Annotated in this window: 14 protein-coding genes; 6 read left to right on the top strand and 8 right to left on the bottom strand. The window is 42.1% G+C overall.

The window, feature by feature from the left end:
- Positions 1 to 259: 259 nt before the first annotated feature.
- From HC246_RS08815 to HC246_RS08795, 5 genes are all read left to right on the top strand, one after another.
- Complete coding sequence (locus HC246_RS08815) at positions 260 to 1,012, top strand: DUF561 domain-containing protein (protein WP_169363058.1); 753 nt, start codon at positions 260 to 262, stop codon at positions 1,010 to 1,012.
- A gap of 239 nt (positions 1,013 to 1,251) precedes the next feature.
- Positions 1,252 to 1,494, top strand: coding sequence for a hypothetical protein (locus HC246_RS08810; protein WP_169363057.1), 243 nt, complete (start codon positions 1,252 to 1,254; stop codon positions 1,492 to 1,494).
- The gene (locus tag HC246_RS08805) at positions 1,481 to 1,933 is read left to right on the top strand and encodes an HNH endonuclease (protein ID WP_169364534.1); all 453 of its coding nucleotides are present in this window, start codon (positions 1,481 to 1,483) and stop codon (positions 1,931 to 1,933) included. The genes HC246_RS08810 and HC246_RS08805 overlap by 14 nt, the downstream gene beginning before the upstream one ends.
- An 87-nt stretch (positions 1,934 to 2,020) precedes the next feature.
- Positions 2,021 to 2,248 (top strand): hypothetical protein, encoded by a 228-nt coding sequence (locus tag HC246_RS08800; protein WP_169363056.1) that lies wholly within the window; start codon positions 2,021 to 2,023, stop codon positions 2,246 to 2,248.
- A gap of 300 nt (positions 2,249 to 2,548) precedes the next feature.
- On the top strand, positions 2,549 to 3,373 hold the full coding sequence (locus HC246_RS08795) for an abortive infection family protein (RefSeq protein WP_169363055.1): 825 nt from the start codon (positions 2,549 to 2,551) through the stop codon (positions 3,371 to 3,373).
- Between the two features lie 59 nt (positions 3,374 to 3,432).
- Here the strand turns inward: HC246_RS08795 and HC246_RS08790 are convergent, their stop codons facing one another.
- Positions 3,433 to 4,008 carry a Uma2 family endonuclease gene (locus HC246_RS08790; RefSeq protein ID WP_169363054.1) on the bottom strand — a complete coding sequence of 192 codons (576 nt, stop codon included), beginning with the start codon at positions 4,006 to 4,008 and terminating at the stop codon, positions 3,433 to 3,435.
- A gap of 36 nt (positions 4,009 to 4,044) precedes the next feature.
- Complete coding sequence (locus HC246_RS08785; RefSeq protein ID WP_169363053.1) at positions 4,045 to 4,695, bottom strand: Uma2 family endonuclease; 651 nt, start codon at positions 4,693 to 4,695, stop codon at positions 4,045 to 4,047.
- A 191-nt stretch (positions 4,696 to 4,886) separates the two neighbouring features.
- Here HC246_RS08785 and nagA point away from each other — a divergent pair, with 191 nt between their 5' ends.
- Entirely contained in the window at positions 4,887 to 5,942 is a 1,056-nt protein-coding gene (nagA, locus tag HC246_RS08780; protein WP_169363052.1) for an N-acetylglucosamine-6-phosphate deacetylase, read from the top strand.
- Positions 5,943 to 5,947: 5 nt separating this feature from the next.
- Here the strand turns inward: nagA and accD are convergent, their stop codons facing one another.
- The 6 genes from accD to HC246_RS08750 all read right to left on the bottom strand — a co-directional run bounded on the left by accD (position 5,948) and on the right by HC246_RS08750 (position 13,291).
- A complete protein-coding gene (gene accD / locus HC246_RS08775) occupies positions 5,948 to 6,922 on the bottom strand; it encodes an acetyl-CoA carboxylase, carboxyltransferase subunit beta (RefSeq protein ID WP_169363051.1) in 975 nt (324 codons plus the stop codon).
- Between the two features lie 190 nt (positions 6,923 to 7,112).
- The gene (gene dnaK / locus HC246_RS08770; protein WP_169363050.1) at positions 7,113 to 8,972 is read right to left on the bottom strand and encodes a molecular chaperone DnaK; all 1,860 of its coding nucleotides are present in this window, start codon (positions 8,970 to 8,972) and stop codon (positions 7,113 to 7,115) included.
- Between the two features lie 127 nt (positions 8,973 to 9,099).
- The gene (gene grpE, locus HC246_RS08765; protein WP_169363049.1) at positions 9,100 to 9,864 is read right to left on the bottom strand and encodes a nucleotide exchange factor GrpE; all 765 of its coding nucleotides are present in this window, start codon (positions 9,862 to 9,864) and stop codon (positions 9,100 to 9,102) included.
- 143 nt (positions 9,865 to 10,007) lie between these two features.
- Entirely contained in the window at positions 10,008 to 11,951 is a 1,944-nt protein-coding gene (locus HC246_RS08760; RefSeq protein WP_169363048.1) for a pentapeptide repeat-containing protein, read from the bottom strand.
- Entirely contained in the window at positions 11,948 to 12,883 is a 936-nt protein-coding gene (locus HC246_RS08755; protein WP_169363047.1) for a protein phosphatase 2C domain-containing protein, read from the bottom strand. The genes HC246_RS08760 and HC246_RS08755 overlap by 4 nt, the downstream gene beginning before the upstream one ends.
- 66 nt (positions 12,884 to 12,949) lie before the next feature.
- Positions 12,950 to 13,291 (bottom strand): MgPME-cyclase complex family protein, encoded by a 342-nt coding sequence (locus HC246_RS08750; protein WP_169363046.1) that lies wholly within the window; start codon positions 13,289 to 13,291, stop codon positions 12,950 to 12,952.

Below are 13,291 nucleotides of genomic sequence, written 5' to 3'. Positions count from 1 at the left end.
TGTTGATCCAAGTACCTCTGAGGAGGCTAAAAATACCTATTTATTACGCTCTATGTTGAGTTAAGTTTTTTTAAAACCAAAGCAATAAGCTGTGGCGCACGCACAGCGTGCGCCACAGCTTATTGCTTTGGTTTTAAATTTCCCTCAGCTACTTATTAAAGCTCTCAACCATGTCAAAATATCCCAAATAGGCTGAAACAGAGTGCAAGCTCTAAAAATTTGCAATAAAGTAAATTAATTAACTAGGATTACAACAACTATGTCCCGTTTACCCCTTACCTTAGCAACCGCTTTTAGCCGCCGCAGCGCTCTCAAGATTATTAGCGGTCTCCATAACTTTGATCGCGACTCTGTGAAAATGGTTGTGCAAGCAGCCGATCGCGGTGGCGCAACATTTGTTGATATTGCGGCTGATGCAGAACTAATTGCGATCACTAAGGCTAATTGCTCCTTGCCCATTTGTGTATCGGCTGTCGAAGCTCACAAGTTGGCTGAGGCTGTAGCTAATGGTGCTGATCTTGTTGAAATCGGTAACTACGATAGTTTCTATGCTCAAGGTCGTGTATTTACTGCCGACGAAATCATTGCTCTGACCGCAGAAACCAGAGAATTATTGCCCCACACTGCAATTTCCGTCACCGTTCCTCATACATTGCCCCTCGATGAGCAAGTCACCCTCGCTGAGAAACTCGAAGCAATCGGTGCAGACATCATCCAAACTGAAGGTGGTACAAGCTCTGCTCCAACCCATGCAGGTGTCCTTGGTGCGATCGAAAAGGCATCGCCTACCCTTGCTGCTGCCCATGCTATCAGCCGCGCAGTTTCTATCCCTGTAATGTGTGCTTCTGGTTTGAGCAATATCACTGCACCAATGGCGATCGCTGCTGGAGCGTCTGGTGTTGGTGTTGGTTCTGCCGTTAACCAATTGAATGATGTGGTTTCGATGATTGCGACTGTTCGTGCTCTTAGAGAAGCAATTGATAGCAATGTTGCAAACCAAGCAGTTGTGTAATCAATATTTGCTTAATTTCTCGTCAGTAAATTAGCAAAATCAATAAACTATAAAGGCGATCGCTATGAGTTTTCTAAAAGTTCAAAGCGATCGCCTTTCCCATAAAATCAGCTAGCCAAAAGTGCGATCGCCTAATCTTGTAGTCAAAATACGATGAGTATCTTTTTGATGTTTACCCATAAATACTTTCTGATGCCAGATGCTATGATACTTGCATATTAGGCTGTTACAAAAATTCTATGGTTACAACTCTTACTAAGCCTTCGCTATTTCTCCATGAGATCGCTGTTAAGAAAACTGGTGATCTCAGTCTGTTTACGTTTAGCGATCGCTTACAAGATCGAATGGAACTACTTTTAGATAAAAAGAAAGCAGATGAACTTGCATTGGAAGAAATTGCGGAACTAGAAGCGATAGGTGAGTTAGATCGGATATTTACACATATGAATGCGATGCTAATTGCTCAAAATACCAATCCCTGATTCAACTAGACAAATTATTCGGGAAAGAGCAGGTTTTCTCTGTGAATACTGTCACTCATCTGAAAGACTCAGCGCATCTCGATTTACGATTGATCATGTCATTCCTGCTTCGCTAGGTGGATCTGATGATGTTGATAATCTTGCGCTTGCTTGCCGTCGTTGCAATGAAAGGCGATATAACTTTGTGGCTGGGTTTGATGTAGAAACGCAACAAATTGTCCCTGTTTTCAATCCGCGAAAACAAGATTGGGCTGAACATTTTATTTGGACTGCTGGCGGAACTGTAATTAAAGGTGTGACATCAATCGGAAGGGCTACTTGCGATCGCTTTGATCTAAATGATATGCGTTACCCCGAAGGTGATTCGATCCGCAGTACAAGGCAATTTTGGATCCAAACAGGGCTACATCCGCCATCACTTGATCCAATTGAAACATAATGCGATCGCCTTTCTCATAAAATTAGCTAAAAGTGCGATCGCCTAATCTTGCAGCTAAATTATAATGAGTATCTTTCATATTTACTTATGAATACTCTCACTCCAACGCGAAAACAGATTATTGAGTTAATTGATAACTTGCCAGAGGATTCTTTCCCTGATCTTGTCACTTTTATTGGCTATCTTCGCTACAAGACTGTTGAGATAAAAGAGGCTCTACCTCACAATGTAGGTTTGGGCGCATCAAATGAAAAGGATATCCTAGAGATAGATGAAGAGATTTTAGCAAATGAAGTGAATCCGATTCGTAATTAGGGATTTCGTTTCGATGGAAAAGTATGATACTAGTCTAGCTTACTGAAAAAATAGTTAGTTGACCATATTTTGAATTTGGATAGACGTGATTTTGGGGTTATGTGTCCAAGACATTATAATGAATTTGAGATACTGCTTTAAATATGGGGAATTATCTTTCGTATGCAATAAACTATTTCAAGATTAAAGTTAAGATTCTAGTAACCAATCGACAGATGGTTATATGAATTAGATAAACTTGCTTATAAAGGCTCCAACTATTATCTGTTAGTATAACCAGTTAGATTTAAAATATATTATATGTCTCGTGATTTAATTAGCAGGGTAACTCGTCGTGCATTTCAAGAATGGCTTGTTGACTGGACGTTAAGGACAATTGCAGAGCTTTTTGAAAATCATAATGTACAGTGTGTAGCTTTACCTGAAGACAAACTTCCGACTGGTCAACGTCGCTCACTTGTAGAGTGTTACTATGCGTCATTAGATTGGAGTAATCCTCAAGACATTAGAAAAATACTGAACGCTTACGAAGATATTCTTATACAAGCTCCATCTCAATATGAAGAAGGAAAACAAAAGCTTATTCGCTACTTAGAAAGAGATGGATACAAGTATGAAAATGGACGTATAGAATCAAATACCTTGGATGCTCTATTTATCGAAACCATTCCAAGTGCGGGCTTAGATGCAGAACACTTGTACATATATATTGATAGAATTAATGCATCAATTAAAACTGATCCTTCATTAGCGATTGGCTCTACAAAAGAACTTATTGAAGCTACCCTAAAAACAATCTTGAATGGATATAAAGAGAGTTATGATGAAAAAAAGGATGACATACCAAAATTATTGAAACAAGTTCAAAAATTATTAGAACTTGCCCCTGAAGAAGTAGATAACGCAAAAAAGGGTTCAGATACTATTAAGAAAATTTTGAATAATCTTGGCTCTGTTGCTGTCGGAATTGCTGAATTAAGAAATCTCTATGGTTCTGGACATGGAAGAGGTCAGCAATCTAAAGGTTTAACCTCAAGACATGCAAAACTTGTCGTTGGGGCTGGAACTACCCTATGTTCATTTTTGTTGGAGACTTATGAATACAGAGAAAATTTTAAACCTTAATATTTATACAAAGATGATCAACAAGTCCTATGACTCTCACGAACAAAAAAAGCTATAAATTAAAACAGTTCATTCCAATTGAAAGTCACATCAGGAAAAGCAAGAATTGATAGAGTATCATTCTCATCGTAGCGTCTGATTAACTTATATCCATTTGCCGATGGTTGCGAATATCCCTCGATCGCTTTTTTATTCACATCAAACAACCACATTTCAGGAATTCCCGCCACCGCATACAGAGGAGCTTTGACATCGCGATCATAGTCAATGGAACTATCAGCAACCTCGATAATTAACAGAATATCTTCTGGGATTGGCAATCCATCAGCGTAGAAATCCTCACGACGTTTGAGAATGGCAAGATCGGGCTGAGGCTCTGAGCCATTATTCAAAAGAATAGGATTTTGTGACCAAACCTGTACTTTGCCTAATAAACGACTAATAAATAGTTCTTGTAAACGGGTTACACAGACTGCGTGTTTTCTACCAATTGGGGACATAGTTTGAATTTCTCCGTTAATTAGCTCAAAGCGATCGCCCTCTTGAAAAACACCAGCTTCGTGCATGAGATGATATTGTTGAGTCGTCAATAGGAATTTATGCGCTAACTTATTCGTGAGCATTGGAACTGTCATAAAGATAACTCTCCCTCTCAATTTAGGTAAATTTAGTTAGTTTAATTGCTGCGAAAACCAGATTGCAGCTTCTGTATTAGTTTTTGTATCTAACATTGCCATTGTTTGTTCTAGTAAAGCGATCGCTAAATTTGGTAATACTTGAGAAACTTCGCACTGCTGATAGACGCTTGATTCATCCAAGCGAAACGCAAAAATCCGAGCAGCTAGTACATCAATTACCCAATATTCCGCAATTCCTAAACTTGCGTAAAGTCTCTTCTTTTCATCCAAATCGATCGCTAAAGTGGTATCAGAAATCTCACCCACGAGATCAGGCGATCGCCACTGATCGAGATCAATAAATCGTGATTGCCCTGACTTCCAAACGGGAATATTATCGCCAACATATACCACGATGTCAGGAGCAGCAGCCCTTATGCCTTTTTTTTCGATCTGACAGCCTCCAAAGGTACTCAATTTGAGATCGGGGAATTTGTCAGCCAAAATGTACAAAATAAACGCAAATAAATCGCCAAATTTAGAGTGATTGATACCTTCTGCGCCCATTTCTACCCATAAATACTCACAATTAAAAAATAACTTACGGCGATCACTCTGTTGATCATCGCGCAGTGTTTCATAGTCTTCCCAAGTTGCCTTTTCCCAAGTTTGCCTTTTTTGAATAGGTTTAGTGGCTGTAATCATTGTTTGATGCTCCTTATCAATAAGCTGTATAAGCGCAAAATGGCAATCTTGCGATCGCGATTTATTGAACTGTCATAAGATTATTAGATGACTTGAGTGGTATGTAGAATCATCATAACTCAAGCTCATAAATGCCATAAAAACTAAATTTGCAAGCATTTCCACAACATACTTAGCGATCGCGAGAAATCATGACAGGTTTACACCAAATTATCTGTTCTACTCAAGGGGCAATTGATCTCCAAATTAATGGAGCATTAGGAATTCCATTTAATGATCTAAATCGCGATCGCGCAGCTAAGTTACCAGAAATTTGTCGATTTCTCTATCAACAGGGACTAGATGGATTTTTGCCTACTCTCGTTACTGCCTCTATTGAGCAGTTCCATCGATCGCTATTCTTCCTAGCCGAAGCGATCGCCCATCAAAAGCAAAATCCCGATCCTCAAGAAGCCAAAATTTTAGGAGTCCATCTAGAAGGACCTTTTCTGCATCCCGATAAGCGGGGCGCACATCCCCAACAGCATCTATTACCCCTTAATCTCGATACATTACGGCAGGTATTAGGTGATTACACCGACATTATTAAATTAGTCACCCTTGCCCCCGAACTCGATCCATCAGGGGAAACGATTCAATACTTACGCGATCGCCAAATTATCGTTAGTCTTGGTCACTCTACGGCAAATGCTGAGCAAACAAGAACTGCGATCGCCCAAGGTGCAACGATGGTCACCCATGCTTTTAATGCCATGCCGAGTTTTCATCATCGTGATGTGGGGCTATTGGGTGCAGCAATATTAAGCGATCGGGTTTGGTGCGGACTAATCGCTGATGGCGTTCATGTTTCGCCCGAAATGATCAAACTCCTCTATCGGATGAAAAAACAAATTTTTCTAGTCAGTGATGCCCTTGCGCCCCTTGGTTTGCCCGATGGCACATATCCTTGGGACGATCGCCAAATTACGATAAAAAACGGCACAGCGAGATTACCCGATGGCACGCTTTCAGGTACGACGCTGCCTCTGATTAATGCGGTCAATAATTTGGTTCAGTGGGATATTTGCACAGCCTTAGAAGCAATTAATTTAGCAATCAATATGCCACGTTATGCGATGAATCTAGCGATCGAGCCCGAAGCACATCAAAGATTAACTTGGACTCAGGTTACTTACTCTTGCGAATCAAACATTCCCATACCGAACTATGAACCCGTCAGAAGCTACTTAGGTTGCGAAGTCAATTGATAGAGCTAAACTTCAGCAGCTAAACTTGCCTCGGACACAATATCAATTCCCGACTTAACAGCACCATTAAGATGGCGTTCGCTAGACATATCAACTGGTGGTTGATGCATTTTTAAAATCATGGCAAGGCTTTGCTTGAGCTTAGTTCTTGGTACAACCGCATCCACAAACCCATGATCGAGCAAATATTCCGCCGATTGGAAACCTTCGGGAATTTTTTGCTTAAGCGTTTGCTCAATAACGCGCCGACCTGTAAAACCAATTAATGCCTTTGGCTCAGCTAAAATCAAATCCCCCAGCATTGCAAAACTTGCAGTTACGCCGCCCGTTGTCGGATTCGTCAAAATGGGAATATACAAGAGATTTGCTTGACGATGGCGCTCTAAAGCCGCCGAAGTCTTCGCCATCTGCATCAAGCTCAAAATTCCTTCCTGCATCCGCGCCCCACCAGAAGCACAGAAGATCAGCGCAGGATAGCGCTTTGCTGTCGCAGTTTCGAGCATACGGGTAATCTTTTCGCCAACGACCGATCCCATACTGCCACCCATAAAGCGGAAATCCATTACCGCAAGGGCAGCATCACAACCATCGATCTTGCCAGTGCCAGTGATCACCCCATCGCTTAAGCCTGTTTTTTGGCGATATTCTTTGATGCGATCGATATAGGGTTTACGATCTTTAAAACCTAGAGGATCACAGGAAGTTAAATCTGCATCCATCTCTTCCCATGTGCCTTCATCGATCAGTTGGGCTATGCGCTCATAGGCATTAACTTGATTGTGATGACCACATTCAGGACAAACCATCAAATTAGTTTTCAAGTCCTTAACGTAGGTCAAAGCGCCACAACTAGAACATTTGTGCCACAAACCATCAGGAATTTCACGTTCTTGAGAGTCTTGATTTAAATTAGGGGTTTTGCGGCGATATGCTTCACTAGCACGAGAGCGTGTTTCAGCAAACCAATCAAACAGTGACATAGCGGCTCACGGTTCACAGTATAGGCTTTCAGTTGTCAATACTTAGTCAATGCTAGTAGAGGACAACTGTAACCAAAAATACAACTATAACTCTGTAATCATACAGCGCTTTGGACTTCAGTTAAAGCGATCGCTTTTAAGCCCACAACAGAAATCAAAATAATAAAAGAGGGCATTTTGCCCTCTTTTATTATCCTAAAGTGTCGCTAGACTTTTGTTTGACTCGCTCAACCTGAGAGTATTTTTCCACCGCTTGAGTTAGCTCGAACAATGACTGTTGCAGAGGCTTAATCGCAATTTGTATATCTTCATAGGTTGCATCGTCGGACTCATACAATTGCTTGAGTGTGTCCATATTTTTGAGAGGCTCTTCGCGCATACTTTGGCTAATTACCGTTGGACCATTGTCTTTGAGGATTTCCTCAACTGTACGAATCAGGTTAGATGCTTGGTTACGCATATTAGCCAACTCACGACGAGCTGTATCTTCCTCAGCATAGACCTCAGCTTCCATCCGCATTCTTTCAATTTCGCTAGGACTCAAGCCACCCGTATTCGTAATGCTAATACTTTGCTCAACGCCAGTATCCACATCTCTTGCTGATACCTTGAGAATGCCGTTGGCATCAATATCAAAGGAAACCTCAATTTGAGGAATACCCCGTGGCGCAGGACGAATACCTTCTAGCTCAAACTTACCGAGGCTCTTATTATCCTTTGCCATAGCCCGTTCACCTTGGAGAACATGAATTTCTACAGCGGATTGGTTATCGACGGCAGTGGAGAAAATCTGGGACTTACTGGTAGGAATTGTGGTGTTGCGTTCAAGGTTTTTGGTGAATACACCGCCTTGGGTTTCTAGTCCAATGGACAGGGGAATTACGTCTAGAAGCAAGAGATCCTTAACTTCACCACCTAAGATCCCTGCTTGAACGGCCGCACCGATAGCTACAGCTTCATCGGGGTTGACTGACTGATCAGGCTTTTTACCATCAAAGAATTTAGAGATTGCTTCTTGGACGGAAGGGATTCTTGTCGAACCACCAACCAAAATAATGCGGTTAATTTCTTTTGGTAATAGTCCCGCATCTTTCAAGGCTTGGGCTGTGGGTTCAAGGGTTGCTTTGACTAAATTTGCAGTAATCTCGTCGAACTTGGAACGGGTAAAATCTAACTCAATTGTCTTTGGACCCGTTTCATTAGCAGCAATGAATGGCAAGCTAATTAGGGTTGATGGAGCACTAGATAGCTCGATTTTTGCCTTTTCTGCAGCTTCCTTGAGGCGTTGGATCGCAGTTTTATCTATGGATAAATCAATACCTTCTTTTTCTTTAAAGTCAGCAATCAGCCAATCTACGATCGCTGCATCAAAGTCATCCCCACCGAGGTGATTATTCCCTGAAGTTGCCTTAACTTCAAAAATTCCATCCCCTAATTGAAGTACGGACACATCAAACGTACCGCCGCCAAGGTCAAATACTAAAACAATTTGATCTTGATCCTGCTTGTCTAAACCATAGGCAAGAGATGCTGCCGTTGGCTCGTTGACAATCCGTAAAACCTCTAAGCCCGAAATTGCGCCAGCGTCCTTAGTCGCTTGACGTTGCGTATCTGTAAAGTAAGCAGGCACAGTAATAACTGCTTGAGTTACCTCTTCGCCGAGATAGTTTTCAGCATCCTGCTTAAGCTTTTGCAAGATCATTGCCGAAATTTCTTGAGGCGTATAGGTTTTATCGCCGATTTGGACATCGACAGTTTCATCCTTGCCCTTAACTGTCGTGTATGGAACCCGACGGCGCTCACTTTCGGTCTCTGTCCAGCTACGTCCGATAAATCGCTTGATACTGTAAATAGTATTTACCGAGTTCGTAACGGATTGGCGCTTGGCGACCTGACCAACAATCCGTTCATTGCTATCTTTGACAAAGGCAACAATACTTGGTGTGGTGCGTCCGCCTTCTGCACTAGAGATGACAACAGGCTTGCCACCCTCTAAAACCGAAACACAACTGTTTGTCGTACCAAGGTCAATCCCAATTACTTTCGACATAATCGCCAGTTCCGTGAAAAAGCTTTTCTAAAAGTTTAGCTTAGTGATTTTCTGAATAATGTACCCTAAGAATGCATTTCAAGATGCAATCGCGATCGCATCTTGAATGATTTATTAACAATGTTGTCTAGTTAGCTTCGCTAGATTCATTGTTTTGTGAACTTTCTGATCCATTCTCAGGTTCGCTCTCAGCCCCGTTAATCTTACCTGACGATACTTTAACTAAGGCGTGACGTAAAACGCGATCGTCACTTACCAAGTAGCCAGGGCGCAATTCTTCGGTAATTATACCCTCGTCATATTCTGCCGAAGGTTCTTGCATGATCGCTTCATGGAAGTTCGGATCAAATTCTTGACCAACGGCTTCCATTCTTGCCACACCCGTTTCTTTAAGGCATTTTAGTAATTGTTTGTATACTGACTGATAGCTCTTGTGAATTGCAGCTTCACCATCATTTTTAGGCGAAATCTGTAATTGTGCTCGTTCAAAGTCATCAACTACGGGCAAGATTTTTTTAAGAATTTTGCCTGTAACTGTGCCTTCTAGCTCTTCTTTATCGCGCTCTGTACGTTTGCGAAAATTCTCGAAGTCGGCATACAAACGCAAGTATTGTTGCTTGCGCTCATCTAACTGTTCCTTCAGAGCGGTGGACTCAGCGATCAAACCGTTGATTTTTTCAAGGGTAGCGGCAGCAGCAGTACTAGCTTTGCTAGCTTCAGCTTTAGGTTCGCCAGATGTTGCAGCAGGATTTGGGCTTTCTGCGCTTGTCTCGTCTTGGTTTGAGAGATGCTTCAATTCTTCGGTTGCCAGTTGTTGTAACCTTGACTCAAGAACATCATCATCTTCGTCGATGAGATCATCAGAGTTGGATAAGTTTTCTTCTTCGATCATTGCGGTAATACTCTTTTCGCGCTTTTCAGACTAGCAGTAAATTGCTAAGAGTTGATATTTATGAGGGTTAGTTTTGACGATTTTTGTCAATTAATCCGATTTTACTCTTTATTTGGGTCAACGTATAGCTTGCTGTATGGCATTTATAGTGAACAATTGAGGCTTGTTTTGGTGGGGATAACAGTTTCAGTGATATTGCCAGACGCTAAAGTACAGAGATATTGGCGTACATTAGTCGCCAGATTGAGCGTATTCGTAAAGTCCGCAGATTCAATGCTGCCAAGATCCTTAACCGTCACATTCCGAAAATTTGCCCCATTCAGGTTTGCCCCTGACAACTCAACTAGGATGAGATTCGCGGCGGTGAGGTTAGTACTACTAAGATTGGCATTGGTAAAAATTGTTTGGCGGATTTCCGCCGATCGCAAATCGGCGGCAGTTAAATCAGCATTTTCGAGAATTGCCTCACTGAGATTTGCGGCGGATAAGTTACTATCACGCAGATTTGCCTTAGTTAGATTAGTTTTCCGCAGATTGGCAAGGGCTAAATTTGCGCCACTGAGATTGGCTGAGTTGAGATCAGCTTCACTAAGATTGCTCTTCATTAATTCAGCTTTTTGTAATATTGCTGAGCCAAGCTTGGACTGAGCTAGATTTGCCCGTAACAAGCTAGATTGAGTAAAATCAGCCTCTGATAGGTTAGAGAGTGCTAAGTTTGCATCAATTAGGCTGGCATTACTGAGATCTGCTCCTCGGAGATCGACTTTGATTAACTTAATGCCGTTTAAATTGGCGTTTTTGAGGATTAATTGGCGGAGGTTTCCTCCTTCTACGGTGGATTTACTGAGATTGATATTGCGTAAATCTTGACCTTGTAGGCGATCGCCTTGAGTCCCTGTTAACTGAACATAGGAAAAATCACGCCGCCCCTTGGCATATTGCTCTAGTAAGGCAGACACAGTAATCGGAGTTAACTTAACAGGCTTGTCTAGAACAGGAGTGGGTGAACTAGTTGGTTGTAGTGGACTGGGGGAACTTGTCGGTTTTGGCTCAGGGGTTTTGCTAATTAGAGCTGAAGTTTTATTCTTGGAGAACATTAGCAAAATACCGCCAACAGTAGCTAATGAGACGATGATGCCCAATAGTCCCCATAGTAAAGCTCTATTAGGTAGAAGCCTGAAAAGAGATTTTGACTCTTGTTGTTTTTGCTTAGCTTCGTGGTCTTTGCCGTGACATTGACGGATCAAGCGATCGCATAGTTCGCGAGTCTCATCATCGGGAATATTGGCGATCGCCTGAAATACAGGTGAGGCATCAGGCTCTTGAAAGTCATTTTGCCGAAAAATTAAATTTTTATTGTCTTCGTGAAAGGTTGCCCACAAATGTGGCTCTGTGGCTAAAGCACGCAGTGATAGGGAAATTACGGCGAAAGAAAATTCATCAAGGCGATCTCCAAAATCTTTGGTTGAGCGCTTGGGCGGCTGATAGTTAGGATGTCCCACTTCAAGGGGTGGTGAACCATGCAATGCAGGTACATACATCCCGTCATAGTCAACAAGTTTCAATTCCCCATGATCGTCCACCATGATATTGCCATGCTGCAAATCACCGTGGGCAATCCCTACCCGTTGCAAATCTTTTTGGAGTTGTTGCAACTGCCGCTCTAAACGCAGTAATACCTGTGAATCGTCAATATATTCGCCAATATAGCGATCTAGCTCTGTTCCCTCGACCCAATCCATTTTTAGAATTGGATACCATTGTCCTTTCACCAAAATTCCCTGAGCTAAAAATTCAAAATCTACTAAATAGGGAATCTGATGTTTACTGAGATATTCACTAATTAACTGATAGCGTTCCTGTACATCGGCTTGAGGTATGCGCGTAAAGCACCGCACTGCCCAAGAGCGATCGCCCTTTGTGAGCTTATAAACCGTGGCAAAATTACCTGACCATAGTAAAACTCTACCCCGTGAATTCTTGGATGTACTAGCTTGCTTGAGATCGGGATCGGCAAAGCAAAGCTGCGGATTTTGTACCGCGATCGTGAAGTCAATATTTAACGGCCAAGTTTGGATATCGGTCATGACTCACGGCGAATTTCTAGGCATAGTAAGGTTGTATCGTCATTGGCGATCTCATGGCGATCGCGTAACTTATTTACCCAGTTTGCAAACTCATCTTGCGTATTAATCTCACCTAATTTTACCCAAGGATCTTGATTAGCTTCGATCTGCTTAAAAATCCAACAGGCGATCGCATCGGTGGTCAAATAAAAGCGATCGCCTAATTCCGCAACCCCATGAGCTTGATTCATCTGGATATTTGCAGCTTCGGTATATGTGCCAATTAATTTTGGGCGATGATTAAATTCATGGCTATTTTGGATTGGAAAATAGAGGTTTGCTTGCTGGTTGCGAACTATAAATAAGCAAGAATCCCCAGTTGCTAAAGCATGCCAACTCAAATCTGACAAAATTTCTAAACCTAAAAAAGTTGCAAAAGCCCCTGCGCCTGCTTTGCGTTTGGCAAACCAAGTCAAATTTTGCTGGACTAGCCATTGTTGCCAAGTTTGTTGTACGGGCTGGAGCCAACTTTGGAGATTCTGTTCTTGTCTATAAGCGTGATCACGATTTACAAAAGCAGTTACTAATTCTTTTGCCCATTCCTTTGCAAAGGAAGATTCCGTCGCGCCATCGGACAGGGCGATGGAAATTTGCCGATCTCCTTTAGCATAATGCCAAATATCTTCACATTCAGCGATCGCATTTCCCGCCTTTTGGATGCAGAAGGTTTGAGCTAATTCAAACCTGTAATCTAACTGCTGTGATTTTAAATTTTGCAGTTTAACTTTAGGAATGACAGCATATAAATTGCGATCGCCATATTTGTAACTCTGACCATTTGCAGCGATCGCTTTAAAACCAAAATTGGCATACCCATGTGGGGAAGGCAAGCTAATCAAAGGATCTCTGCGAAAAAGGCTAGACACAATATTGGAGATAATCGTCAATTTCAAGGTCACACCTTAGCACATATCCTCAATAGAAAAGCCGCCCTAGGGCGGCTTTTCTATTAGTCGCTATTAGGCGATCGCCAAAGATGCTAAAGGATTGGGGATGGAGGCACTAGGAGCAGTGAATTCACCCGTTGCCACAAACTCAAGTCTCAGCTTTAGCCAACGCATCGTGTTGGGATCGGTGGTCACAATTGCTGCCGCAGGTTGAGGAATTTGCTTTTTGACACTTGCTAGCTCAGGAGCTTCCAAAAAAGCAGGCTGCTCGATCAACCAAAAGTTAACTTCTAGATTGCGAGCTTCAAAATTGCGACGACGTTCCGCTAGTGTCTCACCCAAAGGTTTCCCTTCGTCTTCACACAAATACTTACGGCTAGCGGCAACAAAATAATATTGCTTAGACTCTGACAT

The sequence above is a fragment of the Pseudanabaena yagii GIHE-NHR1 genome (genome assembly GCF_012863495.1).
Taxonomy (GTDB): domain Bacteria; phylum Cyanobacteriota; class Cyanobacteriia; order Pseudanabaenales; family Pseudanabaenaceae; genus Pseudanabaena; species Pseudanabaena yagii.
This window is presented reverse-complemented; position numbering and strand designations above follow the sequence as displayed.

What these genes read in the sequence shown, in the direction of transcription:
- HC246_RS08815 (WP_169363058.1), top strand. Translation starts at nt 260, where the DNA reads ATGTCCCGTTTACCCCTTACCTTAGCAACCGCTTTTAGCCGCCGCAGC.
- HC246_RS08810 (WP_169363057.1), top strand. Translation starts at nt 1,252, where the DNA reads ATGGTTACAACTCTTACTAAGCCTTCGCTATTTCTCCATGAGATCGCT.
- HC246_RS08800 (WP_169363056.1), top strand. Translation starts at nt 2,021, where the DNA reads ATGAATACTCTCACTCCAACGCGAAAACAGATTATTGAGTTAATTGAT.
- HC246_RS08795 (WP_169363055.1), top strand. Translation starts at nt 2,549, where the DNA reads ATGTCTCGTGATTTAATTAGCAGGGTAACTCGTCGTGCATTTCAAGAA.
- HC246_RS08790 (WP_169363054.1), bottom strand. Translation starts at nt 4,008, where the DNA reads ATGACAGTTCCAATGCTCACGAATAAGTTAGCGCATAAATTCCTATTG.
- HC246_RS08785 (WP_169363053.1), bottom strand. Translation starts at nt 4,695, where the DNA reads ATGATTACAGCCACTAAACCTATTCAAAAAAGGCAAACTTGGGAAAAG.
- nagA (WP_169363052.1), top strand. Translation starts at nt 4,887, where the DNA reads ATGACAGGTTTACACCAAATTATCTGTTCTACTCAAGGGGCAATTGAT.
- accD (WP_169363051.1), bottom strand. Translation starts at nt 6,922, where the DNA reads ATGTCACTGTTTGATTGGTTTGCTGAAACACGCTCTCGTGCTAGTGAA.
- dnaK (WP_169363050.1), bottom strand. Translation starts at nt 8,972, where the DNA reads ATGTCGAAAGTAATTGGGATTGACCTTGGTACGACAAACAGTTGTGTT.
- grpE (WP_169363049.1), bottom strand. Translation starts at nt 9,864, where the DNA reads ATGATCGAAGAAGAAAACTTATCCAACTCTGATGATCTCATCGACGAA.
- HC246_RS08760 (WP_169363048.1), bottom strand. Translation starts at nt 11,951, where the DNA reads ATGACCGATATCCAAACTTGGCCGTTAAATATTGACTTCACGATCGCG.
- HC246_RS08750 (WP_169363046.1), bottom strand. Translation starts at nt 13,291, where the DNA reads ATGTCAGAGTCTAAGCAATATTATTTTGTTGCCGCTAGCCGTAAGTAT.